The 25900-nt window shown below is 48.9% G+C and carries 21 protein-coding genes, 4 pseudogenes and 1 riboswitch; of the genes and pseudogenes, 12 read left to right on the top strand and 13 right to left on the bottom strand.

Annotated elements, in window-relative coordinates; all coding sequences use genetic code 11:
- Positions 1–38 precede the first annotated feature (38 nt).
- Together ATN88_RS12970 and ATN88_RS12965 are read left to right on the top strand one after the other, a co-directional pair.
- Complete coding sequence (locus ATN88_RS12970; protein ID WP_067416482.1) at positions 39–884, top strand: formate dehydrogenase accessory sulfurtransferase FdhD; 846 nt, start codon at positions 39–41, stop codon at positions 882–884.
- Positions 877–1779, top strand: coding sequence for a helix-turn-helix transcriptional regulator (locus tag ATN88_RS12965; protein ID WP_067416479.1), 903 nt, complete (start codon positions 877–879; stop codon positions 1777–1779). The genes ATN88_RS12970 and ATN88_RS12965 overlap by 8 nt, the downstream gene beginning before the upstream one ends.
- 20 nt (positions 1780–1799) lie before the next feature.
- Here ATN88_RS12965 and ATN88_RS12960 read toward each other — a convergent pair whose 3' ends face one another.
- Together ATN88_RS12960 and ATN88_RS12955 are read right to left on the bottom strand one after the other, a co-directional pair.
- The gene (locus tag ATN88_RS12960; RefSeq protein ID WP_067416475.1) at positions 1800–3833 is read right to left on the bottom strand and encodes a sensor histidine kinase; all 2034 of its coding nucleotides are present in this window, start codon (positions 3831–3833) and stop codon (positions 1800–1802) included.
- A 23-nt stretch (positions 3834–3856) separates the two neighbouring features.
- A complete protein-coding gene (locus ATN88_RS12955; protein WP_067416473.1) occupies positions 3857–5239 on the bottom strand; it encodes a sigma-54-dependent transcriptional regulator in 1383 nt (460 codons plus the stop codon).
- Between the two features lie 293 nt (positions 5240–5532).
- On the opposite strand from ATN88_RS12955, the gene ATN88_RS12950 reads away from it, so the two are divergent.
- Genes ATN88_RS12950 through ATN88_RS12930 form a run of 5 tightly spaced genes read left to right on the top strand, consistent with a single transcriptional unit; the run spans position 5533 to position 10084 of the window.
- Positions 5533–6327, top strand: a complete 795-nt coding sequence (locus ATN88_RS12950) for a substrate-binding domain-containing protein (RefSeq protein ID WP_232313255.1) — start codon at positions 5533–5535, stop codon at positions 6325–6327.
- A complete protein-coding gene (locus ATN88_RS12945; protein WP_067416466.1) occupies positions 6327–7025 on the top strand; it encodes an ABC transporter permease in 699 nt (232 codons plus the stop codon). The genes ATN88_RS12950 and ATN88_RS12945 overlap by 1 nt, the downstream gene beginning before the upstream one ends.
- 29 nt (positions 7026–7054) lie before the next feature.
- Positions 7055–7756 (top strand): ATP-binding cassette domain-containing protein, encoded by a 702-nt coding sequence (locus tag ATN88_RS12940; protein WP_067416463.1) that lies wholly within the window; start codon positions 7055–7057, stop codon positions 7754–7756.
- Positions 7740–8324, top strand: a complete 585-nt coding sequence (gene mobA, locus ATN88_RS12935) for a molybdenum cofactor guanylyltransferase MobA (protein ID WP_067416460.1) — start codon at positions 7740–7742, stop codon at positions 8322–8324. Before ATN88_RS12940 ends, mobA begins: the two co-directional genes overlap by 17 nt.
- Entirely contained in the window at positions 8321–10084 is a 1764-nt protein-coding gene (locus ATN88_RS12930; RefSeq protein ID WP_067416457.1) for a bifunctional molybdopterin-guanine dinucleotide biosynthesis adaptor protein MobB/molybdopterin molybdotransferase MoeA, read from the top strand. Before mobA ends, ATN88_RS12930 begins: the two co-directional genes overlap by 4 nt.
- Before the next feature lie 44 nt (positions 10085–10128).
- On the opposite strand, the gene ATN88_RS12925 is transcribed toward ATN88_RS12930, so the two are convergent.
- Both ATN88_RS12925 and ATN88_RS12920 read right to left on the bottom strand, forming a co-directional pair.
- Positions 10129–10707: a thymidine kinase gene (locus ATN88_RS12925; RefSeq protein WP_067416454.1), complete on the bottom strand. Its 579-nt coding sequence runs from the start codon at positions 10705–10707 to the stop codon at positions 10129–10131.
- Positions 10708–10835: 128 nt separating this feature from the next.
- The gene (locus ATN88_RS12920) at positions 10836–12416 is read right to left on the bottom strand and encodes a Na+/H+ antiporter NhaC family protein (protein WP_067416451.1); all 1581 of its coding nucleotides are present in this window, start codon (positions 12414–12416) and stop codon (positions 10836–10838) included.
- 89 nt (positions 12417–12505) lie between these two features.
- Positions 12506–12687: riboswitch (Lysine riboswitch) on the bottom strand.
- Positions 12688–13028: 341 nt separating this feature from the next.
- Here ATN88_RS12920 and ATN88_RS12915 point away from each other — a divergent pair.
- Positions 13029–13427 carry an H-NS family histone-like protein gene (locus ATN88_RS12915; RefSeq protein ID WP_067416447.1) on the top strand — a complete coding sequence of 133 codons (399 nt, stop codon included), beginning with the start codon at positions 13029–13031 and terminating at the stop codon, positions 13425–13427.
- Between the two features lie 217 nt (positions 13428–13644).
- Here ATN88_RS12915 and ATN88_RS12910 read toward each other — a convergent pair whose 3' ends face one another.
- Together ATN88_RS12910 and ATN88_RS12905 are read right to left on the bottom strand one after the other, a co-directional pair.
- On the bottom strand, positions 13645–14622 hold the full coding sequence (locus tag ATN88_RS12910) for a lytic murein transglycosylase (RefSeq protein WP_067416444.1): 978 nt from the start codon (positions 14620–14622) through the stop codon (positions 13645–13647).
- 10 nt (positions 14623–14632) lie between these two features.
- Entirely contained in the window at positions 14633–14908 is a 276-nt protein-coding gene (locus ATN88_RS12905; protein ID WP_067417534.1) for a YcgL domain-containing protein, read from the bottom strand.
- Positions 14909–15258: 350 nt separating this feature from the next.
- Here ATN88_RS12905 and minC point away from each other — a divergent pair, with 350 nt between their 5' ends.
- The 3 genes and pseudogenes from minC (at position 15259) to minE (ending at position 17019) form a co-directional block, all read left to right on the top strand.
- The gene (minC, locus tag ATN88_RS12900) at positions 15259–15921 is read left to right on the top strand and encodes a septum site-determining protein MinC (RefSeq protein WP_067416441.1); all 663 of its coding nucleotides are present in this window, start codon (positions 15259–15261) and stop codon (positions 15919–15921) included.
- A gap of 19 nt (positions 15922–15940) precedes the next feature.
- A pseudogene (gene minD, locus ATN88_RS12895) lies at positions 15941–16752 on the top strand (septum site-determining protein MinD).
- Between the two features lie 3 nt (positions 16753–16755).
- Positions 16756–17019 carry a cell division topological specificity factor MinE gene (gene minE / locus ATN88_RS12890; protein WP_067416438.1) on the top strand — a complete coding sequence of 88 codons (264 nt, stop codon included), beginning with the start codon at positions 16756–16758 and terminating at the stop codon, positions 17017–17019.
- A gap of 59 nt (positions 17020–17078) precedes the next feature.
- Here minE and rnd read toward each other — a convergent pair.
- The 6 genes and pseudogenes from rnd to ATN88_RS12860 form a co-directional block, all read right to left on the bottom strand.
- Positions 17079–18202 (bottom strand): annotated as a pseudogene (gene rnd, locus ATN88_RS12885) (ribonuclease D).
- Positions 18203–18354: 152 nt separating this feature from the next.
- Positions 18355–20040 (bottom strand): long-chain-fatty-acid--CoA ligase FadD, encoded by a 1686-nt coding sequence (fadD, locus tag ATN88_RS12880; RefSeq protein ID WP_067416435.1) that lies wholly within the window; start codon positions 20038–20040, stop codon positions 18355–18357.
- Between the two features lie 113 nt (positions 20041–20153).
- On the bottom strand, positions 20154–21017 hold the full coding sequence (locus tag ATN88_RS12875) for an alpha/beta fold hydrolase (protein ID WP_067416432.1): 864 nt from the start codon (positions 21015–21017) through the stop codon (positions 20154–20156).
- A gap of 94 nt (positions 21018–21111) precedes the next feature.
- Complete coding sequence (locus tag ATN88_RS12870) at positions 21112–21402, bottom strand: chromosome segregation ATPase (RefSeq protein ID WP_067416429.1); 291 nt, start codon at positions 21400–21402, stop codon at positions 21112–21114.
- Between the two features lie 50 nt (positions 21403–21452).
- A pseudogene (tsaB, locus tag ATN88_RS12865) lies at positions 21453–22146 on the bottom strand (tRNA (adenosine(37)-N6)-threonylcarbamoyltransferase complex dimerization subunit type 1 TsaB).
- Positions 22147–24104 (bottom strand): annotated as a pseudogene (locus ATN88_RS12860) (ATP-dependent DNA helicase).
- Between the two features lie 205 nt (positions 24105–24309).
- On the opposite strand from ATN88_RS12860, the gene purU reads away from it, so the two are divergent.
- On the top strand, positions 24310–25146 hold the full coding sequence (gene purU, locus ATN88_RS12855) for a formyltetrahydrofolate deformylase (protein WP_067417531.1): 837 nt from the start codon (positions 24310–24312) through the stop codon (positions 25144–25146).
- A gap of 73 nt (positions 25147–25219) precedes the next feature.
- Here purU and ATN88_RS12850 read toward each other — a convergent pair whose 3' ends face one another.
- Positions 25220–25795, bottom strand: a complete 576-nt coding sequence (locus ATN88_RS12850) for a VOC family protein (protein WP_067416424.1) — start codon at positions 25793–25795, stop codon at positions 25220–25222.
- Positions 25796–25900 lie beyond the last annotated feature (105 nt).

The following is a 25900-nucleotide window of genomic DNA, read 5'->3' as shown; positions in this document are numbered from 1 at the left end:
GCCGCATTCTATAACGAGACGTAAAGGACGCCGGGGACATGACCCAACCGAAAGTGATTAAAACGCAGGAAGAAGTGCCACAAACCATTGATGTCACTGTCTATGACGAATATGGCGAGCCGCTAACCAAACAGATTGCCTGTGAACGTGCGCTGACCGTGTACCTTAACTGGCGCGAGATTGTCACCCTGATGACCTTAGGCGCACGTCCTGAGATGCTGGTGTTGGGATATCTGAAAAACCAAGGACTGATCAACGATGCTGATGCGCTCGACTCAGTAATCATCGATTGGGAAACCCAATCTGCGGCGGTCGTGACCAATGAAGAAAACGAAAGCATCGATGAGACCCTTTCGCAGAAAACGGTGACCTCTGGGTGCGGTCAAGGCACCATGTTTGGCAACGTGATGAAACGCCTTGAAGAGCTAAAGCTGCCAACACCTCACATCAAACAATCCATGTTGTATGGGCTTCTTGAAGCTCTCACACATCATAACGATACCTACAAAGCAGCTGGCGCAGTGCATGGCTGTGCAGTCTGCCGCGGCACGGAAATCCTCTCGTTTGTCGAAGACATTGGCAGGCACAATGCGGTTGATACGCTCACGGGCGAAATGTGGTTAGAGGGCGAAACGGGTGGCGATAAAGTCTTTTACACCACAGGACGCCTTACCTCTGAAATGGTGATTAAAGTGGCACAAATGGGAATTCCTGTTTTGCTCTCACGGTCTGGCGTCACTCAGATGGGCTTTGATCTTGCCAAGCAACTTGGCATCACCATGATTGCTCGCGCTAAAGGCCATCGTTTTCAGGTGTTTAACGGCGCTGAAAACATCGAGTTTGATGTAAAAAGCAAAGTGGCCGCAGGCAAAGAACATGAGTGATTTCCCTGAATTCATGAATGCGCGTCAGGTGGCCGAGTATCTCGATTTAAACGAGAAGAAAGTGTACAGCTTAGCCAATGACGGTGTTCTCCCCGCGACGAAAGTCACCGGAAAATGGCTGTTTCCTAAAAGCTTGCTTGACCGTTGGCTGCTGGAATCTAGCCACAATGGTGTGTTCAATGACCGCCTCTTGATAGCGGGCTCCGATGACCCGTTACTCCAGCACATTGTTGGCAAAATGGCGTCTGCTCTGGGAAGTACCGCGCTGGTCGGCTATACCGCGACAGGCACCAAGCAAGGGCTTTCAATGCTTGAAAAAGGCCACGTCGACATGTGTGCTATTCACTGGGGTACCGCGGAGGAAGCGCGGCTTCGACACCCAGCGTTACTTCAACAATACACAGGGCACAAAAACTGGGTATTGCTTCATGCCTTTCAGCGCCAGCAAGGCTTGATTGTGCGTCCCGATCTCGCCGAACACCTTAACGACCCGCACCATTTCATCAGCAATGATTGGCGGTGGGTGGGCAGACAAGAAGGTGCTGGTAGTGCTCGCGCGATGGAAGAATGGCTGTTCCGAAACGGGAAAACTCACGACATGTTAAACGTGGTGGAAACCTGCTTAAGTGAACGGGAGTTAGGGTCAGCAATCGCACGCGGTGCGGCGGATATTGGCTTTGGCAGCAAGAGTGCCGCTGGCGAGTTCGGGCTGTCTTTTCATGCAGTCGCTGACGAAGCATTTGAGTTGGTGATTCCCAAAAACATCTTCTTTCGCGCGCTCGTTCAACAAGTCATCCACCACTTGGACGAACCGGAAACACTGAAGAAAAGTGAGCAATTCGGCGGTTATGACTTCCAGCATGCAGGCAAACAAGTGTGGTCAGGGAGCCAGTAACCCAGAACCCCGCGAAACAGTTACTCCACCACTTTCAGCGAGGCAATGTTGTCACTTTGAATTTTGTCTCTGAGATAAAGGGTAAACGTCGTGCCTTTCCCAATCTCAGAATCCACTTTGATCTCGCCGCCTAACCCGCTAACAATGCCTTGGGTAACCGAGAGGCCAAGTCCAGTGCCCGAGCGGCGCGTGGTAAAAAATGGGTCGAATATTTTGGTGAGGTTTTCATTGGCAATCCCGCAACCAAAATCCTGCACCGAGATTTTTGCGCCCATCGTATTACCTGTTTCATCCAGCCAATCTTCCGAGCGCACAATCAAGGTACCCTCATCATTCATCGCATGAATGCCGTTCATTTGGAGATTGACCAAGACTTGCAATAACTGGTGGCGATTGATTTCCACGCTGCATTTGGCATCCAACTCGGTAATCACTTCAACATCGTGCTTTTTCATCCCCGAACGAACAAGGGTGACGCTTTCTTCTATCACTGGGTTCACGTGTTGCCATGTGATTTGATCTTGCACTCCGCCTTGGCGGCTGTATTGCAGCAAGCTACGAGTGATGTTTCTGATGCGGTCAATCTGCTCTAACACCGCAGTCAGCTCTTCAGACACCAAATCTGCGTTCTTGCCCAACTCGTATTCCATCAATTCGATATTGCCGAGAATGACCGCCGTCGGGTTATTGATTTCATGTGCAATACCCGCGGTGAGCTCCCCGAGTGCCGCAAGTTTTTCATTGAGCAAGAGTTTGTTCCGAGTTTGTTCGAGCAATTTGATGTTCTGTTCGAGCAATGCCGTTTTCTCATGCAGGCTTTCAGTACGCTTTTTAACCTTGTCTTCCAGCTCCTGCGCATTCTGGCGAATGGCTTCGTTTTGATGTTTAAGCTGATCCAGCATGGTGTCGAATTGCCGTGCGAGGATCGCGAGCTCATGTTCGGGATCCAGCCCAAGCTTGCCGATCCTTGCGTCTTGTTCAAACCTTACCAAGCGCACCACACGGTGGATTTTTTCGATCGGACGAAACAGATCTTTTGACCCGCGATACACAATAAAACCGGATACTAAAAGCGTGAGCAATATGCCGACGCCAAGCTCTACAATGTTGGTCAGATACTGGCTTATCAGCGGCCATTCCAGATAGCCGGTATAGAGCATGCCAATCACGTTGTTGTTGAAGTCGCGAATCGGTTTATAGGCTGAAATATACCAAGCGTTATATACAAAGGCGCGATTGACCCACTCATCGCCTTGAATCAAAACGGTTTCACGCACTTCGTCGGACACACGGGTACCGATAGCGCGCCCCTGTTTATTACTGCTATCTAGCGGCACATTGGTACTGACGCGGATATCGTCCATAAACAGCGTCACCGTCCCGACGCTCGACTCCGGCAACGTGCCCGCAGGAAACACCAAATCACGAATGCCATCAACCAACTCGGTACTGTTGTTCAGCAAGATACCGCCATCGACAATCCACTCAAGGTTGTCGTTTTCGTCAAACAAAGGAAGCAAACTTCGGCTGATCAAACCGCGCGTTTCAACGCGGTTTTCATTGCGCAACATGATTTCTGCTTGCGAGGACAAATCGGGCAACAGGGCGTCCATTTCAACCGATGACATCACTTGGAAAAATGTGCGCTCCCGGCCTTCGAGTAGAGGTTGTCTTAACGCAAGCGGGAGCCGTTCAATGTCATCTGCGGAATATACGGCAAGAAAATCCACGCCGTACTTATCCGCACGCGACTGTGCCCACGCTAGGATATCTGGGTTTTGCTGACGGATTTGGTTTTGAAAATCGAAAGAATCGGCAATGGCATGAAGCTGACTGCGCTGCTCGCGCTGAAGCACTTCCATACTGTTACTGGCAACCGCGAGGTCAGCACGCACGCCGGCCAGCGCACTTTGCCACGTATAAGCAAGTGTCCAATAAACAGTCAGTGCCATTAGCACCAACAAGGTAAGGATGATTGGCACGGACGTTAAAGCGAGAAGGCGGTAACGCACCATAGTGCGAAGTCGCTGACGCCATTTATGGATTAGCTTCATCCCTACTCGCCCCTACCGTTTGCCTACTCGTAAAGCCAATCTTTGAATTTACGTTCGAGGGTTTTCCTTGCGACCCCCAACTGGCGTGCCGCCGCTGACTTGTTCCCTTCGTTCGCCGCTACCACTTTTTCGATGTGGGCGCGCTCTACGTCTTTCAATGCCCAACCTAAAGGATAGCCACCGTCAGTGAGCGAGTCCGGTTGGCTCTCAAGGGAATGCGAGATTGCTTGCGAAGGTTGCTCACCGAGCCAATGCCCCAAATCTGGCTTGCCTAACAAGACTGCTCGTTCAACCGTATTTTTCAGTTCGCGGATGTTACCCGGCCAGTCATATTGCTGCATGGCGAATATTTCAGCATCTGACCACACCACAGGTTTTAAGCCCATGTCTCTGGAAAGCACCTCAGAGAAATGATTGAGAAGAAGCCCGATATCTTCAATGCGCTCTCGAAGCGGCGGGAGCTCAACAGACAAGACGTTTAAGCGGTAAAACAGATCTTTTCTAAACCGCCCCGCCTCGACTTCCTCTTGGAGACTTCGGTTCGTCGCGGCGACGATGCGAACATCCACGTTCACTTCTCGCTCCGCGCCTACAGGACGAATAGTTTGCTGCTCCAACGTTCTTAGCAGTGACGCCTGCATGGACAAAGGCATCTCGCCGATTTCATCTAAAAACAAAGTGCCTTTATCTGCCACACGGAACAAGCCGTCTTTGCTTTTTCTCGCTCCTGTGAATGCACCTGAAACATGGCCAAAAAGCTCACTTTCAAGCAATTCAGGGGCTATCGCGCCACAGTTTAACGGGACAAAAGGGCCACTGCGTGCGCTCAGCGAATGCAGTGCACGCGCCACCAGCTCTTTCCCTGTGCCTGACTCGCCCTCAATCAATACCGCAGCAGGCGACGGCGCAAGACGAGCAATCATCTCTCTCATCGCTTCTGTTTTTGGCGCAGTGCCAATGATATCAACGGGGAAAGATCGGGCGACGTCGCGTTGAAGAGCCACATTCCGCCTTTCCATCATGCGCTTATCAAGGCAGCGTTGGACAGATTGCAGCATCTGCTCAAGATTAAAGGGCTTGAGAATGAAGTCTGACGCACCGGCGCGAAGGGCTTTAATGGCGGTTTCAAGCTCAGCAAATCCGGTCATGAAAATGATGTCACTGCGGCGTGACTCATCGTTAAAGGCTTCATGCCAATCAATGCCAGAACGCCCTGGCAGATTGATATCAACAATCAAAAGATCAAAATGGTTTCGCTTTCGAAGGGCTTCCGCCTCTTCCAGCGAAGACGCTGTCTCAACTTGCGTGAGCTTTTTCGACAGTGCTTTGTTAAGAATCGTCCGCATACCTGGCTCATCATCAACCACCAGCGCAGAGAACCCAAATTGCTGCAGTGCATCCTTCATTGCATGACAAACCCTTGCTGAAATTAACATTTATCTTACATGAGACATTTTGTCCCAGTCCAATTTTTAACCATCACTTTTGCAAGGTAATCAACCACTAACCCATGTTATTCATGCAAACATATTGTTTAAAATCAATACGATAAAAATGAAAATAGACATGTTAAAAATATGGCATTTTTGTTGCTAAGTCCTCTAGCAAGGAATTACTCCGGTAAACCACGCGTTCCAACTAGGGGATGGAACAACAACGAAATCAATGTCAGGAAGACTCAATGACCTCCATAAAAAAAATGAAAACACCTTTTCTTTTGGCTATTGCGCTCACATTCTCCGCCGTCAGCAATGCAGCAGACGTCGTTCGTTTGGCAACGACCACAAGCACCTACCACTCTGGCTTGCTGAGTTTTCTGCTTCCAGAGTTTAAAAAAGACACCGGATACGACGTGCAGGTGATGGCAGCAGGTACAGGTAAAGCACTCAGAATGGGTGAAAACGGCGATGTGGATTTGGTGATGACACACGCACCGAATGCGGAAGCCACGTTTGTTCAAAAAGGGTTCGGTGTGATGCCAAGAGCACTGATGTATAACGACTTCGTTTTGGTCGGTCCAACCTCAGATCCGGCCAAGGTCAAGGGCAGCAAAGACATTGCCGAAGCATTAAAAAAAGTGGCGTTAGCAGACAGCGAGTTTGTGTCACGCGGTGATGATTCTGGCACCCACAAAAAAGAGCTGCTGCTTTGGAAAGCGTCTGGTGTTGAGCCTACATTCAGCCACTACAAAGCCGTCGGCCAAGGCATGGGGCCCACACTTACCATGGCGAACGAACTATTGGGCTATACACTCACCGACCGAGGCACCTGGTTGGCGTATCAAAGTAAATTGGATTTGGACGTGCTGGTTGAGGGCGACAAGCGATTGTTCAACCCTTACCAAGTCATCCTTATCAACCCAGCTCGCTATCCTGACCTGAACTTTAAAGGCGCCAAAGCATTGAGCGACTGGCTCGTCGCCGACAGAGCACAAGCCCTTATCGACAACTTTAAAGTGAACGGACAACAACTCTTTGTCGCGGATGCAGGCTAATGGAAATTTGGGAAACGACACAACAGGCCGTTGCCATGCTCTTCAGTGGAGATACCACACTCTGGGGCATCGTCGGCGTGTCGTTTTCAGTTTCCGGCATTGCCATTGCGCTAGTGATAGTGCCGGCCCTTTTTATCAGCTTCGCCCTCGCCTATTGGCAAATTCCGGGCAAGTGGGTCGTGCTATCACTGGTCAACACACTGCAATCAGTGCCCACCGTCGTTATCGGCCTGTTGCTTTACATGTTGCTGTCTCGCGCGGGCCCTATGGGCGATTGGAAAATGCTGTTCACGCAAAAAGCGATGATCTTAGGGCAAATGCTGATTAGCTTGCCGATCCTCGTTTCTATGATGCACGCGGCATTTCAAAGCAGCGATAGACGCGCATGGGAAACCGCGTACACGCTGGGTGCGTCAGTGCCCCGTGCCATGGTGACCCTGATGTGGGAAATTCGCTTCCCTCTTCTTGCTGCGGTCATTACGGCGTTTAGTCGAATCATTACGGAAGTGGGCTGTTCCATGATGGTCGGTGGAAACATTTTGAATTACACAAGAAACATCCCGACGGCGATTGCGTTAGAAACCTCTAAAGGGGCGTTTGCTCAAGGTGTCGCATTGGGAATCGTTCTGTTGGTGCTCGCCCTGACGATGAACTTCGTTATCAGTTTTGGCCGTGGTAATGGCCACTTGCGAACCTAGCAATTGATGATGGTGAATAAGGTGCAAAGATGAGTCAGATTACGTTAGAAGCCGATGATCTCTCAATGAAATACAAGCATCGTTTGTTGTTTCATATCCCGTCACTGCGCATCTGTCCTAGCGATTCTATCTACCTCACTGGGCAAAATGGGATAGGCAAAACCACCTTGCTCAAGGTGCTCGCGGGCATTCAAAAACCCTCAAGCGGACACTTGAACCTCAAACGTCCCTCTTTACTCCAACGCCTCGCGGGTTTTAAAGGACAAAGTGGTGTGATTTACATGCACCAAACACCCTATCTCTTCGACGGTTCAGTAGCAGAAAATGTGGCTTATGGCCTGAAAGGAAAGCATTTCTGTCAAAGAACCAAGCGACAGCTTACAATGAAAGCATTGCGTTTGATTGGGCTGGAATCGCTAAGCAGAGAGCATATCTCCTTGCTTTCGGGTGGCGAAAAACAAAAGGTCGCGATGGCAAGGGCGTGGATTTTAAACCCGTCGATCCTCTTAATGGATGAATCGAGTGCCAACCTTGATGCCGATGCGATTGGCGCACAGAAAATCATGGTCGACGATCTTTTGGATCGTGGAGCCAGTTTAGTGATCACCAGCCACCATGCTAATCAACTCACTGAGTGCTGCAATCAGCAATGGATTATCGAAAATCAACGCCTGATACATAAACCAAAACTCAATATTATCGATAAGGACAATCATGCCTTCGCATCCTGAAACCACTTGGGTCATTCTCGCTGGCGGCCAAGCTCGACGCATGGGCGGTCAAGACAAAGGCCTTGTGACACTCAACAACAAGCCGCTGATTGATTACGTTTTCGAACGCCTTTCTTCCCAAGGCGCAAACATCGCCGTCAATGCCAATCGAAACCAAGACATCTATACCCAATATGGCAAGGTGTTCAGCGATGTATTTGAAGGCTTTCCCGGGCCATTAGGTGGTATGCATGCCGCGATGTCACATGTCGAAACACCGTGGATTGGTTTTGTGCCTTGTGATTGCCCTAACCTGCCAAGCAACCTGCTAGAAAAGATGTATGCCGCTATCGATGCAGACACAGAAATTGTGGTCGCCCATGACGGCGAGTCCGTGCAACCTGTGGTGACCTTGATGAGCAAAGTCATCTTTGAGCGTCTCGATCAATTCCTTGCCAATGGCGATCGTAAAATCGTCCTACTTTACGATCTGTGCAAAACCAAATTCGTCGACTTCAGTGATGAACATGATGCGTTTATCAATCTGAACACGCCAGATGAACTCGAAAAATACGGTGCCCTTTCATGAGTGTCACTTGCTCGATACCTGTTCTTGGATTTGCAGCCTTTAGCGGTACGGGCAAAACCACCTTGCTTGAGGCGTTAATTCCTCAGTTGGTGGCGTCAGGTGTGCGTGTTGCCCTCATCAAACACGCTCACCATGACTTCGATGTCGACAAGCCGGGCAAGGACAGTTACCGGCTTCGTAAAGCGGGCGCATCGCAAATGCTGATAAGCTCCCGCTATAGAAATGCGTTGATGACCGAAACACCTGATGAAGAAACCACGTTTAATCAATTAATTCAGCGCATTAATCACAATGAAGCAGATTTAATTTTGGTGGAGGGATTCAAAACAGAAACCTTTCCCAAAATAGAACTCAACCGGGCGGCTAACGACAAACCTTTCCTCTTCCCTTCAGACGCCAATATCGTTGCCATTGCCTGTGATTCAAAACCTGATACGCACCTGCCACTGCTTTCACTTAACGATATATCTAGCATCCATGGTTTCATCTTAAAGTGGATGGAAAGCCACAATGCGCAAACGGCAACCTGTGATTCTCTCTCTCCAACCATGCTGTCCGTGGAGGCTGGCAGAGAAAAAATCCTTTCCGCTATTGATGTGCCCACCTTCTCACAGCAAGCCAGCTTAGACGACATATGTCATCGCGTGCTGGCAACGCCCGTTGTCGCACCTTTGAATGTCCCGTCTTCAACCAATTCGGCCATGGATGGATACGCGATTCGCAGTGACGATATTGAGCGTGATACGTTCACCAAAGTGGGGGAAGTCTTCGCAGGCAGTCAGTACGCAAAGCCGCTCGAAAAAGGCCAGTGCGTGAGAATCATGACGGGTGCTCCGGTGCCTGATGGTGCAGATACCGTCATCATGCGCGAACAAGCGGAAGAAGAGGCAAACTCGGTATCTTTTGATACCCGAAAAGGCAAGATTCGCGCAGGACAAAACGTACGACAAGCAGGCGAAGATATCCGTGTTGGCAGCGAAGTATTTACCATTGGTACACGTATCAGCGCGCCCGTGCTTGGTATGTTAGCCTCCCTCGGCATCGATAAAGCCGATGTTTTTCCGACAGTAAAAGTGGCACTGTTTTCTACAGGCGATGAAGTGCAAGCACCCGGCACGCCGCCCAAACAAAGTTGTATCTATGATGCCAACCGATTTTCGTTAAAAGGTCTACTGACAAAGCTAGGCTGCGAAATTATCGATTACGGCATAATTGAAGACAGCGAAGCGGCACTAAATACAACCCTCGCCAATGCAATGGACAGTGCTGACATCATACTCTCTTCTGGCGGCGTCTCTGTGGGCGATGCTGATTACATTAAAACCGTACTGAGTAATCTGGGTGATATTAATTTTTGGCGCGTGAACATGCGCCCTGGAAGGCCGCTGGCATTTGGCAAGTTAGGCAATACGCCTTTTTTCGGACTCCCAGGAAACCCGGTCGCCGTGATGGTGACGTTCTTGCAATTTGTTGAACCTGCCATTCGAAAAATGCAGGGCGAGGTAAATTGGCAACCTCAACGTCTCGTCGCCATTACCCAAGAAAAAGTGCGCTCTCGCATTGGCAGAACAGAATACACCCGGGGTATTTATTCCATTAATTCCAATGGGCAATTAGAGGTGACCTCAACGGGTTCACAAGGCTCGGGAATATTGCGGTCGATGAACGAAGCCAATTGCTTGATTGAAGTCGCACCCGATGTGGAATCTGCGGAGGTTGGCGACAGAGTCACCATTATCCCGTTAGAAAGCCGGATATAAAAAAGGCCGACAATATTTGTCGGCCTTTTTTCAATTCGTTCGAATTACTTTCCGAGAGCTTCTTTGTAGTGCATACGGCAAACTGAAACATAACGGTCATTACCGCCGATCACCACTTGGTCACCATCTGCAATCGCATTGCCTTCCGCGTCAGTACGGATCACCATATTCGCTTTGCGGCCACAGTGACAAATGGTTTTCAGTTCTACCAGCTTGTCAGCCCACGCCAGCAGATATTGCGCGCCTTCAAACAGCTCACCGCGGAAGTCTGTACGCAGACCATAGCAAAGCACTGGAATACGCAGTTTGTCGACAACCTCTGTGATTTGCTGCACTTGGTCTTTGGTCAGAAACTGACACTCGTCGATCAGTACACAGTCCACTTTCTGGTTCGCATTGATATCGTTCACTGCCGCAAAGATATCGTCTTTGTTGCCGTAAAGCTGCGCTTCAGCCTGTAGGCCGATTCGAGAACTTACTTTACCCACGCCGTATCTGTCATCAATCGCAGCAGTAAAGATGAGTGGATTCATCCCACGTTCTTGATAGTTGAAAGACGACTGAAGAAGTGTCGTCGACTTACCTGCGTTCATTGCAGAGTAATAGAAATAAAGCTGGGCCATGGACGTCTCCCGAGAAAAATACGGTGGCATGCTACAGAAAAAGCGGCATGCGGAAAAGCAACAAAGCGAGGTTGAGTGAATTTTCTAAGCCAGATAACAAAAAGGCCTCCCGAGGGAGGCCTGTTTGATTAAGCGAGTTTGCCCGGTCGGCGTGAAAGCCACATAAAGAACACGCAAACCAGCACAAATACACACATACCACTGAACAGTGAAATCGCCAGTGAGTCGGTGAAACCCAGTACCAGGAACGAAATCGCAGCAACAACTGCACCCGCCAGCGCATAAGGCAACTGAGTTGATACATGGTCAATGTGGCCACAGCGTGCGCCAGTCGCAGACAGAATGGTGGTGTCTGAGATTGGTGAACAGTGGTCACCAAAAACAGCACCTGCCAGAACCGCAGACAGCATAGGCAGCATCAGCGCGATATCAGTGGCACCAGCCAGATCACCTGCGATTGGCAGCATGATACCGAACGTGCCCCAAGAGGTACCGGTAGAGAACGCCATCGCCGCAGACAGCAAGAAAAGAAGCACTGGCAGAAGCTGAGGTGACAGGTTGTCTTCAATCAGGCTCGACAGGAATTTACCCGTTTCCATGTCACCGATGACGCTACCGATAGTCCATGCAAAGAACAGGATCAGGATGGCACCAAACATCGACTTCGCACCAATCCACATGGTGTTGCCGATATCCGCTTTTGGCAGACCTTGCTTGAATACGGTAAACAGCGCAGACAGCAGACCCATACCACTGCCGTACAGCAGTGACTCACCCACATTGGTGTTTTCAAATGCGCCCAGCACAGAGAAAGCAACGCCATTGGCTTCCAGCACTTTCGCACCAGAGAAAACCATCCAAGAGATTGTCGCAATGATTAACACCAGAATCGGCACGACCAGATCAGACACGTGGCCTTTGCTGCTTTCTTCAATACCCAGCTCGTCATCTAGTGATGCAGAAGAGCTGTCTTCATCACCCAAACGGCTGCCAGTAGACGCTTGGTATTCGAAACGACGCATTGGACCCACATCCATCTGGAACCAAGCAACCGCAAATACCATCAGCAGGGCGAAAATCGCATAGAAGTTCATTGGAATCATGTGTGCAAACGCGCTCAGCGGCGTGTAGTCCGTCACACCATGGCTTACCAAGATACCGCCGATAACGGTAATGATGTAAGCACCCCAGCTTGACGCAGGCATGATCACGCACATTGGCGCAGCAGTTGAATCTAGAATGTAAGCCAACTTAGCACGTGATACATGGAAACGGTCAGTCACAGGACGGCTGATAGCACCTACCGCCAGACTGTTAAAGTAGTCATCGATAAAGATGAACACACCTAGGAAAGACGCCAGCAGTTTTGCACCACGCTTGCTTTTCACTCGGGATTGCGCCCACTCAGCGAAAGCCGCAGTGCCGCCTGACAATGTCATCAGGGCAGTAATCATTCCCACAAAAATAAGGAAGACAACGATACTCATCTTGCCAAAGTTAATCGCACCATCAGAAATGAAAATGCTCATAACCAGATTGGAAATATAAGAAGCGGTACCACTGATAGAAAAATCATTAAGCAATAGTGCACCGGAAGCGATACCTAAGCCCAAAGACAACAATACGCGACGCGTAACAATGGCTAAGCCCAACGCGAGAATCGCGGGGAAAATCGAAAGAGAAGAAGCGGAAAAATCGACTAAGTTCATGATCTCTATATCAACCTTTTAGGTTGGAGATCTACTGCAGACGTGGAAAACCAGACATTGTGAAAACAATGGTTACACACAAATTTTAACCCTACAGTAGCGCTCCATAGTTAAATCCCAATACTATGGCAGTGTTGTACCTCTTCGGTTACAACCCCAGCAGAATAGACTGATAATCTGGTTTCTGCTTCGGCACTGTTTCCTTTCTCTTGCCCTCTTTGGTATCACCCTAAGACAAGATACTGATAAACAATGCACCTCTACGTGCATAAAGCTCAGCCATTTTATGTGACATTTGCCCATTTGCAATACAAAAATGCAAACTTTAACACTTAAAAACCATATCAATTACAAGTATTAAACATTCATTTCTGCAACCTATGATTACGCACACAAATACAAACAATGCTGACAAATTTATTGTACAGCCATACGTTAAAATGACTTATCGGGCGAAAAGTTGGGTTGAAATTATATTTAAATTTGCACTTTTTTTAATTTCGCTATCTAATAATATGGAATTTAATTCAGCCAATATTGCAAAGAAATAAATATTCTTGCTACTCTTACCAAAGTAACAAATTATTAGAAACGAGAGAATAGGAACACATTATGTCTGATGCACTGAAAGTTCTGTTGAATCTTCGTAGCCTACGCGCGGTTGCACGTGAGCTATCTCTGGAACAACTTCAAGAAGCCCTGGAAAAACTGCAAGCTGTTGTAGCAGAGCGTGAAGAAGCCGAAGAAGAAGCGCAAGCGGTAGAAAAAGAGCGTTTGGAAAAACTGGAAAAATACCGCGAAATGCTGGTTAAAGATGGTATTGATCCAGAAGAATTACTGGCTTCTCTGGGTGGCGCAAAACCTAAATCTAAGCGTGCAGCGCGTCCAGCAAAATACAAATACACTGACGTAGACGGCAGTGAGAAAACGTGGACTGGCCAAGGCCGTACACCAAAAGCAATTAAAGATGCACTGGATGGCGGTGCTAAGATCGAAGACTTCCTGATCTAAATTGCATTGGCAATTAGTCACTTGAGATCTAAATGAGATTTCAGATGTGCCAGATATGAGAAATAAAAAGGAGCCAATGGCTCCTTTTTTGTTTGTCTTCCACGAGCGACTTGTCTGTCAGAAAAACTTACTTACCCTGAAAATTTGCGCTCATTTCGCCTTAAAAACCGCATGGGTAAAAGGCGAAACTTGAAAACTAAGTTATCAATAATAGCGATTAGCCGAACTTAATACGGTCGGCCAAATGACTCACAGCCAGCGCGAAGTAATGTGACCTGTTCCACTTCATCAAGCTTTGATAATTACCATAAACGAGATAGCTGCGACCTTTTTCGTCATCTGGTTGAATAAGCCAAGCTTGAATATCAACATCCGGCAGATCGCCATTATTCAAACGACGAACGCCTAATGCCTGCCATTCTGCTAACGTCTTGCCCTTATCGTTACTCAACCCGATCAAATCTGCATTGATGTTTTTCGGCAGCGTGACTTGGCGTCCCCACGTAAATTCATCATCCCAACCTGCATTTTTTAAATAGTTGGCTGATGATGCGAAAACATCCGGCTTTGAGTTCCAGATATCTTTTTTACCGTCGTTATTTCCATCTGCAGCGTACGATAAAAATGAACTCGGCATAAACTGACACTGACCCATTGCGCCAGCCCAAGAGCCTTTCATTGCGTCTACGTCAATGTGGCCTTCGTTTAAAATAGTCAGCGCAGCGAAGACTTCATTTCTGAAAAAAGCTTCACGACGGCCGTCATACGCTAATGTCGTAAGTGCTTCTACCACGTTGTAATTTCCAGTGAATGCACCGAAATTACTTTCTACGCCCCAAAGAGCAATAAGAAAACGAGGTTGAACACCAAACTCATCACCAATACGTTTTAAATCATTGTAGTGTTGGTCATAGAGTTTTCTGGCTTTCGCCACTTTCCAATCAGGCACAGCGCGCGGAATATATTCATCCAGCGTCAAACGTTTCTCAGGTTGATTTCTATCAGCCTTCACCGCCCTTTCGCGGTAGCTGATGCCATCAAAGGCTTGCTCCAGCAGCGCGGAATCAATTCCCTTCGCAGCACCTTCTTCTTTTAACCCTGCAACATAGCTATCAAAACTTGGCTTTTCCGCCAGCACGGGTGCAGACATCGCACACGCGGCTCCAATCAGAATGCCAATTAATCCTTTGCGCATAACGATCCTTTTATAATTTGGTGTTTTTATCTCTGATGTGTTGAAGTGCAGCATCTGGAGAAGGAGGAAGTTGTAGATAGAACCCATCCTGCTTCAGTTTTTCTCGAACACTCTCAATGTTAGCAATCGCGAGTTTTTCTCGCTTTTCTAAGTTGACCATCATGACGAACTGAGGGTTCCCAAAAGTTTTCAATAATTGTTCTGGGACGTCCTTAAAATCATCCTTGCGATTAATGTAAAGATAGGTGGAATCTTTTTTGCTGCTCTTATAAATCGCACAGTACACGTTGTACCTCTCCGTCATTTTTTTCGCACCATTCCCAATTTAGAGAAATGGCTTATAAATTTATCAATTATTCGGCCACATTTTCATCACTGGCGGCCTTGGCTCTTGCCGCAAACTTAACAGGAATATACCATGCAATACACTGTCTGATAATGCATGTAAGCCGCTTATTTATTGGGCTACGTGCAAAAAATACTCACAGTTTTTGACGTTGTTGCTCTACCGTGTAAACCATCACTTTTCGTCACTCAATGACACGCCTAGCGAGGTGTTCATTCTCCGGGAATCGATAGTACACAAGCACCCAGATCGCCTCGTCTCTTCGCTTTGCGCTAGCTGGATATTACATAATGACAAAAAACGCTGAACTCAAAGGCAGTTCATTCACGCTTTCCGTCTTGCACCTGTTGGACGACGATCTGGCCAGTGCGATGCAAGTACTGTCTGAAAAAGTGAATCAAGCTCCGGCTTTTTTCAAAGGCGCACCTGTTGTCGTCGATATCTCGCAACTCCATGCAGAACCTGACTTTGCCTTGTTAAAATCTACCATAGAAGAAACAGGCATGTTGGTTGTAGGCGTTACAGGGTGTAAACACAACCAGATCCGTGAAGCCGCCAACCAAGCCGGTTTGGCCGTCATGAATCCAGCAAAACAATCCCGTATTAATGACCCAATCCAAACACCAACCAAGGTGATCACTTCGCCGGTTCGCTCTGGCCAGCAAATCTATGCCAAAAACGCAGATTTGGTTGTGCTCAACCATGTCAGTGCAGGCGCAGAGATTATTGCTGACGGCAGCATTCATATTTACGGCGTATTACGTGGACGGGCGATTGCGGGCGCAAGCGGTCAAAAAGAAGCACACATTTTCTGCCAGAACTTGCAATCAGAACTCTTGTCTATTGCAGGGACTTATTGGCTAAGTGAGGCCATTCCAGAAGAGTTTGCCGCTCGTGCTGTGAAAGTCTCGCTTTCAAACGATTCAATCAATATAGAACACCTCTCACTCTAAGCTTACAAAGGACTGAGGAATGACCCGAATTATTGTAATTACTTCAGGTAAGGGCGGCGTGGGTAAAACCACTTCGAGTGCTGCCATTGCCACTGGCCTTGCACAGTCAGGGAAGAAAACGGCTGTTATCGACTTCGATATCGGCTTGCGTAACCTTGACCTCATCATGGGCTGTGAACGCCGCGTGGTTTACGACTTCGTAAACGTTATCAACGGCGAGGCTAACCTGAATCAAGCCTCATCAAAGACAAGCGTGTCGAGAACCTCTTTGTTCTACCTGCTTCACAGACACGTGATAAAGATGCATTGACCAAAGAAGGCGTTGGTCGTGTGCTTGAAGAGCTCAAAACCATGGACTTTGACTTCATTATTTGTGACTCACCAGCAGGTATCGAAGCAGGCGCACTGATGGCACTGTATTTCGCAGACGAAGCGATTGTCACCACCAACCCAGAAGTATCGTCTGTACGCGACTCAGACCGTATTCTGGGTATTCTGGACTCTAAATCTCGCCGCGCTGAAAATGGCGAAGAGCCAGTTAAAACGCACCTACTGCTGACCCGCTACAACCCAGCGCGCGTTAACCGCGGTGAAATGCTGAGCGTGGCTGACGTGGAAGAGATTCTGCGTATACCGCTGCTTAGTGTTATCCCTGAGAGTGAGTCAGTGCTGCACGCATCAAACAAAGGTGAACCAGTGATTCTGGATGCAGAATCAGACGCAGGTCAGGCTTACAGCGACGCAATCAGTCGCCTGATGGGCAACGAATGTCCTTTCCGCTTCTTGGAAGAGGAAAAGAAAGGCTTCTTAAAACGTTTGTTTGGAGGGTAACACATGGCATTGCTGGAGTTTTTTCGTCCGAACAAGAAATCGTCTGCTTCGTTAGCCAAAGAACGTCTGCAAATTATCGTTGCTGAGCGCCGACAAGCAGGGAGTCCTGAACCTACGTACCTACCCCAGCTTAAACAGGATATTTTAGATGTTATCCGAAAGTACGTGGACATATCGCCAGAGCAGGTAACAGTTGCATTGGAACAACGCGATGACGATCTTTCAGTATTAGAACTGAACGTTACACTACCTGAAGAAGACAAATAAAAAAGAAACCGGCCAATGTGCCGGTTTCTTTTATTCTGTCATTTGCAAAGACGCTGCTGTTACTTTTTATCGAGAAGCGGCAGCAGCTTTTCTTCCAAATACGCTTTTCGCCAACCTTTCAGCAAGTCAGGCATTTTTTCTGGATTGCGATCGTTAATCCATGCCCATTTGAGCACTTGATGGATTTGCTTTTTCGACCCAATAAACTCAGGCACAAAACCGAGTTTTTCTGCCACAGCGTTCGTCTGGGTTTTAATGTCTTTCACCATCTGCTTGTACCCTGGCATGTCGACCAAACGCACAATGGTTTCTGGATACAGTGCTGGCGGCGTTTTCTCCGCTTCCATTGCCATACGGATGAGGCGATTGCCGTGACGCTCAATCTCAAAGCGGTCAAAGCCTTCGTCCGCCATTTTGCCAAAAGAGCGAATATCAAAGCGCGCCATCTTCCAAAGGTGCAGCTCTTTTACGACAAAATTCAGTGCCAAATCACGACGCTGCGCTTCACGCAAACGCCAGCTTGCTAGCGTTTGCAAGACTGCGAGTTGTTTAGGGCGAAGCTGCCACGCGTTCTTGATGTCGAGGTACGCTTTTTCTGGGTCTGGCGTTTTACCACGTTTGCTCATTAGCAAATCACATTCTTGTTGAACCGCCTCTTCCCAACCTGCGGCTTTCACTTTTTCAGAAAGCAGGTTGTAGAGCGGCAACAGGTAGTAAACGTCAGCGGCTGCGTATTCAAGCTGCTTTTCAGACAAAGGACGTGCACACCAGTCAGTACGTGCTTCGCCTTTGTCCAGTGTCACGACCAAGTATTCTTCAACCAGCGCAGCGAAGCCTGTCGACAAGCCATGCCCCAAGAAGGCCGCCATGATCTGGGTGTCGATCATCGGTTTTGGCATCACACCCGCGTAGTGATGGAACACTTCCAAATCTTCACTGCAGGCATGAAGCACTTTCACGACAGATTCATCAGTCAGCAGTGCCCACAACGGAGACATGTCTTCCAGCTCAATAGGTCGATGAGCGACAACGTCTCACCGTCATAAAGCTGTATTAAACCGAGCTGAGGATAAAGCGTACGAGTGCGAACAAACTCAGTATCCAGCATAACGGCTGGCACTTTTCTCGCTTGTTCACAAACGCGCTCGAGTTGGGATAGTTCAGTTACGATTTCAAAGTTCACGCTGTCTTCCAGTATTGGGTCGCTGCGACGATCGGCTCAACGTCTGAGCCGAAGGGCAAAAACAAAACATGCTGGCAAGTGCCAGCATGTTTTTCAAAGGCATAGTCCTATTGTACGCGCTCTTGCGGTTGATCGCACGAGCGCGCTAGGCATTATGCTTGCTGTTCCGCTTGCGCGTCTTCTTCACGAAGTGCACGGCGAAGGATCTTACCGACGTTAGTCTTCGGTAGCTCTTCGCGGAACTCGATCACTTTCGGCACTTTGTAGCCAGTGAGGTGTTCACGACAGTGCGCCAGAAGCTCTTCTTTAGTCAGGCTTGGGTCACGTTTAACCACACAGATCTTCACGATCTCGCCCGACGTTTCATGAGGTTGGCCGATCGCCGCTACTTCCAGCACCTTACCGTGAAGTGCAACAACGTCTTCAATCTCGTTCGGGTAAACGTTGAAGCCTGATACCAGAATCATGTCTTTCTTACGATCAACAATGTGCAGGAAGCCGTCATCATCAAACTTGACGATATCACCAGTCGACAGCCAACCGTCATCCGTCAGCACTTCTTTGGTGGCTTCTGGACGCTGCCAGTAACCCTGCATCACTTGCGGGCCTTTCACTTGCAGCTCACCGATTTGGTCATTACCCAGCACATTGCCTTCATCATCAACGATACGAACGTTCGTTGAAGGCACTGGCAGGCCGATAGAGCCATTGTATTCAACCAAATCATATGGGTATGCCGCCACCAGCGGTGAACACTCAGTCAGGCCATAACCTTCCAGTAGGTGTTTGCCAGTGACTTTCTTCCACTGCTCTGCCACGGCGCGCTGAACGGCCATACCGCCGCCTACCGTCAGGCTCAGGTTAGAGAAGTCCAGTTCATGGAAGTCTTCATTGTGCAGCAGCGCATTGAACAAGGTGTTTACGCCAGTCAGTGCGGTAAACGGATGCTGTTTCAGCTCTTTAATGAAGCCTGGAATGTCACGAGGGTTGGTGATAAGCAGGTTTTGACCACCCAGCTCGATAAACAGCAGGCAGTTAACCGTCAGTGCAAATACGTGGTACAGCGGCAACGCAGTTACAACTAGCTCACGGCCTTCATTCAGCACAGGAGCATACGTGCCTTTTGCTTGGAACACGTTTGCCAGCATGTTTTTGTGGGTCAGTACCGCACCTTTTGCAACGCCAGTTGTACCGCCGGTGTATTGCAAGAACGCCACGTCATCACACGTGATGAAGGGTTTAACATACTGCATACGACGACCCTTTTGCAGAGCCTTACGCATAGAGGTCGCGTGTGGTAGTGAGTACTTAGGTACCATTTTCTTGATGTACTTCACAACGAAGTTAACGATGGTGCCTTTTGCGCGTGGCAGTTGGTCGCCAAGGCTGGTCAGAATAACGTGGCGAACACCCGTGTTCTCAACCACTTTCTCCAGCGTGTGCGCAAAGTTAGAAACAATAACAATGGCAGCGGCGCCAGAGTCATTCAATTGGTGTTCCAGTTCGCGAGGCGTGTACAAAGGGTTAACGTTAACAACAATGCAGCCCGCACGAAGGATACCGAAGAGAGCGATAGGGTATTGCAGCAAGTTAGGCATCATGACCGCAACGCGATCGCCTTTTTTCAAGCCTAAGTCGTTTTGCAGGTAAGCAGCGAAAGCACGGCTGCGCTCCTCAAGCTTACGGAAGGTCATGACCTGACCCATGTTAATGAAAGCAGTTTGATCGGCATACTTTTGTACCGACTTTTCAAACATATCCACCAGAGATGTGTATTGATCTGGAGAAATTTCTGCCGGTACATCTGATGGGTAGCGGTTTAACCAAACCTTATCCACGTGAATACTCCTATTGTATATCGCGGGCGAATACGACCGCGCCAGACGCAAAAAATTAAACAAGCGTTTTAACGCTGCAATTAGACCATGACTAACAATTAATTAACATCACATCACTGTGTGAGGTGTAGCTTGGTCACAAAATCTTTTATGAGTGCGGTGGTCTCCGCCTGACTTTGAAGGTGGCAATGATGTGTTCCCGCCACGCTTTCTACCGTCAGATTATCAAACCATTCTGCTCGCTTTTTCGCGAGCGGACCGCGCAATTCGGGATAGCCATCCTCACCAATAATGGCGAGAACCGGACAACGGATACCACGAACTAAGTGTTCTGCATGCTCTGTCGACATGCGATACACGGATTCGGTTTTCAGTTTGGCATCATGTCGCCATTGCCATTCCGTCCCAACCTGCTGAATGCCTCTCGAGACCAGTGGTGTCAAATCTTCAAATGAGACTTTGTTGATACCACGTCGAAGCTTCAGTGCCGCCTCAAACGAAGGGAGAGAGCGAAGCCCCTTCATGTTCTCACGGCTGTCGATGCCTCTTCTGAGACGCTCAACCACTTTGTCTTCGAGTTCTGACATAGGGCCTAAAGCTTCAATCATGATCAGCCCTTTTGCGCGCTCAGGAAACGCGGCACACCAACACGATGCGACGAGTGCCCCCAGCGAGTGTCCAACCAAGTAAATGTCACGCTCGCCTAACTGCAAAATCAGTTGGTGAAGGTCATCCACATAATCGAAAAAAGGATAGAAGCTATCTGCCCCTTTGTGATCAGAAAGGCCGTGCCCAGGCCAGTCAGGCAACACAAGATCGAAGTGGTCTTCAAGCGATGGAACGAGAGGTTCAAAACTGCCGCTGTTGTCTTGCCAACCATGTAGCATCAGCAACAGTGGTTTACGTTTGTCAGTCAGATGGACTTGTGCTGCAAGATTCCCAAATCTCACCGCATATTTTGTTTCTTGTAGTGCCATAGTGCGTTTTTGAGTGCCTTGCAGACCTCGCACGTATGCCAATGCGCGCGAAGCCTATCACAGTAAGGGTTGGTAAAGTGGTACGAGGAGTTCTCTACACAAATATGTCGACACCAAACATGGCGATTAGCTCTTCTCGCCGCGCTTGATTCTTCACATCCATGTAGGCTTCCAGAGCATTTCTGCTGCGACCATCGGGTAAATCATAGTGGATTTGCTGATGGGCTTCTTGGGCCAGCTCCGGATTTCTGATCCCGCGCGAAACCGCTTTTGCCACCATCGAAGGCTTAACGCTCTCCGTATCCGTTTGCGGCTGTTCGGGTTTCTTACGTTTAGCGTTGTTTGTGCGCTGAACGTGTTGCGGTAATCCTTGGATTGATACCATCGCTGACCTTTTTCAGTAATTCGCCATCAGGTAACTAATGGCGAGGTGCCTTACTCGCGACCCGGAAGCTTTTTCCACGCAACCGTATCACGAAGGTAAACGGGGCTCGCGTTCTCTGCGTCAACTGCTTCTCCACGCTCAAAGGCATGATGCGCAAGGATTAACATGTCTTCTGACTCAGGGTATAGCACGCCACTTTCCGTTACTGCTAATTGTAGCTGGCCTGTCAAATCAGGGTAAGCTTGCCAGCCTGTTCCTGCTACATACCACTCACCTTCAACGCATTCTGGTTTGAACAACTCTGGTGGCAATACCGCTTCTTCTACTACAGTTGCCCAGTCGCCATTTTCAAGACGCTGATAACCACCGACGTAGATTTCATTCATGCGCGCATCAATGGTCGCAAGCACGTTTTCTGCGCCTTTCAGTCGGTAAGCTTGCTGTGACATGGCAGCCAGCGTAGAAACGCCAACCATTGGCAAATCGGCACCAAACGCCAAACCTTGAGCAATACCAATACCAATACGAACACCGGTGAAGCTGCCCGGACCACGACCAAACGCCAGCGCATCAAGCTGGTTTAGCGTTAGTCCGGCTTCGGCCAGCACGCTATCTACATTGGCAGAATTTTGGTCGTGTGTTCACGAGGTGCCATTTCACAACGTGCAATTACGTCTTGCCTACTTTTAGGGCAACAGAGCAGTTTTCAGTGGCCGTGTCGACGGCAAGAATTTTAGATGTCATTTACACCTCGGGCGTGGCTGGAGAGTCAGCCACATCGTTATCGTTTAGTTCTAATGCAGCGAGGAATTCGCTGACTTTACCCAAGTCTCGCGTGCGAGGAATGGGAGGCAAACTGCGCAGAAATGTTTGGCCGTACTGACGGCTAACCAAGCGGTTATCACAGATGATCAGTGCACCGTGGTCGCTCTTGTCGCGGATAAGGCGACCCACACCCTGCTTGAGGGTAATGACTGCATCAGGAATTTGCACCTGAGCAAACGGGTCACCACCCTGCATGCGACAATCTTCAATACGTGCTTTTAACAGCGGGTCATCTGGCGCAGTAAAGGGCAATTTGTCGATGATAACACAGCTGAGCGTCTGGCCTCTAACATCAATCCCTTCCCAGAATGCGCCGGTTGCCACGAGCAGTGCGTTACCCAACTCAAGGAATTCGGCCAACAATTGTTGCTTGGAGGTTTCACCTTGCACCAGCACAGGCAAATCCATCCGCTCTCTGAATCGCTCAGATAAATCCCGCACCATTTGATGCGATGTACAGAGGAAGAAGCAACGACCGTTGTTTTGCTCAATCACGGGCAAAAGCATGTCCACTAACTTGTCTGCTAAGCCATAGCTGTTCGGCTCGGGCAAGAAACGAGGCACACAAAGAATGGCTTGCGATTCATAGTCAAACGGACTTGGCAGCGTGAATTGCTCGGCTGGCTCCAGCCCCAAGCGATGACTGAAGTGGCTAAAGTCATCATTTACCGCCAATGTCGCTGACGTAAAGACCCATGCGCCCTGCTGCTGTTGGATTTGTTCGCGGAATTTTTCCGCGACAGAAAGTGGCGTGATATTGAGGCTAAAGTGCATGCGACTGCACTCATACCAATAGGAATAGCCCGGAATGGTGGTATCACTTAAGCGGTCCAGTCTGGCTTTAAATATGGTCGCGCGATCAAAAGCAGCGTCCAACAGTTGCTTCGCCCTAAAGACAGTTTGATGACGTCATGTGCCAAATCGAGCGCATCTTTCAATCGAACCAGCTCGCGCGCCACGGTTGGCGAATTCGAGATTTCTCGCCAGTTGCCACGAAAACCCGGTTCCCCCAACACAATACGCATGTCTGATGCTGCCTGAGACAGGCGTTCCGCCACTTTCTCTAGCTGCTTGGTGTCGCGAAGCTCGGTGCGATACGCAATATGGATGTCTTTCGCTAACTCTTGAAGCTGACGGCTAGACAGGCTTTGGCCAAAGTACTGGCTCGCGATATCTGGGATCTGGTGCGCTTCGTCGAAAATGAAAACTTCGGCTTCAGGGATCAGCTCGCCAAAACCCGTTTCTTTGATTGCTAAGTCCGCAAGGAACAAGTGATGGTTTACCACGACCAGATCAGCGTCTAACGCACGTTTGCGCGCTTTCACCACAAAGCAATCTTCGTAGCTTGGACACTCTTTACCTAAGCAATTGTCATTGGTGGAAGTAATAGTCGGAATGACCGGGCTGTCTTCCGCCAAATCCGCACATTCGCCCAAATCGCCCGTCTTGGTTTCAGACGACCAACTGCGCACCTTCACCAATTGCGAAAGCAACGTCGGATCAGCGTGACCATCATGGCTTTCAATGATTTGTCGCGACAGTCTTTCCGGGCACAAGTAGTTTGCACGTCCTTTCAACAAGGCAACACGACCTGTAAAGCCGAGTGTGTCGACCATTAAGGGTAAATCGCGATGGAAAAGCTGCTCCTGAAGGTTTTTCGACCCCGTGCTGACAATGGTCTTTTTGCCACTCAGTAGCGCAGGCGCAAGATACGCATAAGTTTTACCCGTGCCCGTTCCGGCCTCCACCACCAGCTGTGAACCATTTTTTATCGCACGTTCGACAGACAATGCCATGTCAGTTTGTGGCTGACGGGGCTGAAAGCCTTTAATGGCTTTGGCCAGCGCACCCTCTGTAGAAAAAACCTTCGAAATCATTGTTCATTTATACAGTATTTGAAAGGTCTGCATTATGCCAACAAACCGCCCTCGCCGCCATCGCTCGAACTGGAGGTTGCGCTGATTGAGATCTTGCTCTGTGTCTCTATCGTCTCAAACTGAGCGATTTTTTGACCTTACCGCAAATTAAGGGTAAAACGTGACACAATGCATGACGATGTTTTTATGTGAGATTCACGTTTCTATGGAAAGAAAAATTCTGCTGACGGACTGTCCGGACGCACAAGGCCTTATCGCCAAAATCACCAACATTTGTTACAAGCACCAGCTTAACATCATCAATAACAACGAGTACGTTGACCATTCCACTGGCCAGTTCTTTATGCGCACCGAGCTGGAAGGTATCTTTAACGACGATACTTTTTTGTTGGACATTGACCAGGCGTTGCCTGCGGGCAGCCGCCGTACTTTGGTTAATGCAAAACGCCGCAAGCGCGTCGTGATCATGGTGACCAAAGAATCACACTGTCTCGGCGACATTCTGATGAAAGCATTCGACGGTTCATTGGACATTGAAATTTCTGCCGTCATCGGTAACCACAACACGCTGGCTGCGCTGACCGAGAAATTCGATATTCCGTTCCACTTCGTGAACCACGAAGGGTTGGAGCGAGAAGCGCACGAAGATAAAGTGGTTGAGATCATTGAGCAGTATTCGCCTGACTACATTGTGTTGGCGAAGTTTATGCGCGTGCTGACCCCGAATTTCGTGGCGCGTTTCCCGCACAAAATCATCAATATTCACCACAGTTTCTTACCTGCGTTCATCGGTGCTCGCCCATACCACCAAGCCTACCATCGCGGTGTGAAAATCATTGGTGCAACGGCGCACTTCGTCACGAATGACTTGGACGAAGGCCCAATCATCGATCAAAACGTGAAACACGTTGACCACACCTTCAGTGCGGAAGACATGGTGAAAGCGGGTCGAGATGTGGAAAAAACCGTACTGAGCAACGCGCTGCATCTGGTGCTGGAAGACAAGGTGTTTGTTTACGGCAACAAGACAGTGATCTTGTAACCGAGCAGTTGGAACATCATGATCTAAAAAGGGGCGATGGCCCCTTTTCTGTTTTACTCAACGATTACATTGCTTACTGCTTCTCACTTTCAATGACTTGCTCAAGTGATACTGGGTGAAGCTTCACGCAAACCCCTTTCGATTTAAACGCTACCGTTGGGTTTGACAGACGCTCCCCCTCGCCCGATGGCGAGCTCAGTTTGACTTTCACGCCTAACTCGCCCAGTCCATCCCAACGCACTTTCAAATCGGGGAACGTTTTGAATACGTCTTCCAAGAACGTTTCTGGCGTTGTCGCTGCCGACGGAATGACCCACTCAGCGTGTTCCCAGCCTTCCTCGGCATACACTTTGTCACCTGGGTATGGCAGCTCAACACAACGCGTTTCCCAAGTACCGAAAACCAATGGTTCCTCGGCCTTAACCACCACGATTGGTCGACCGTTGATCTTGTTCACTGACAGCTCTTCAGATTCATTCAGCCAATCTTGGTGTAACGCCTTCGCCAACGCTAGGTCGTTGACGCGCAGTGCGATGTGGTCGGCTTGATACGTCGTTAAATCTAAACCAAGGGTGTCGAGCAGTGCCTGCATACGCAGGGAAAACTGAGGAAGTGACGCTTTTAAAGAGGCAATGGTTAACACAGACATTTGCTTTCTCTGGGAGTATTTTTAGGGGCTTAATGTATCACAGCCATTCCAGTGATAAAGGCGCAAGTACACCCAGAATTAGCATATCCCTGCTGTGACTGCCTC

This window comes from Enterovibrio coralii, from assembly GCF_001559595.1.
GTDB classification, from domain to species: domain Bacteria; phylum Pseudomonadota; class Gammaproteobacteria; order Enterobacterales; family Vibrionaceae; genus Enterovibrio; species Enterovibrio coralii.
Note: the sequence above shows the minus strand (reverse complement) of the source record. Positions and strands in the feature narration are given on the sequence as shown.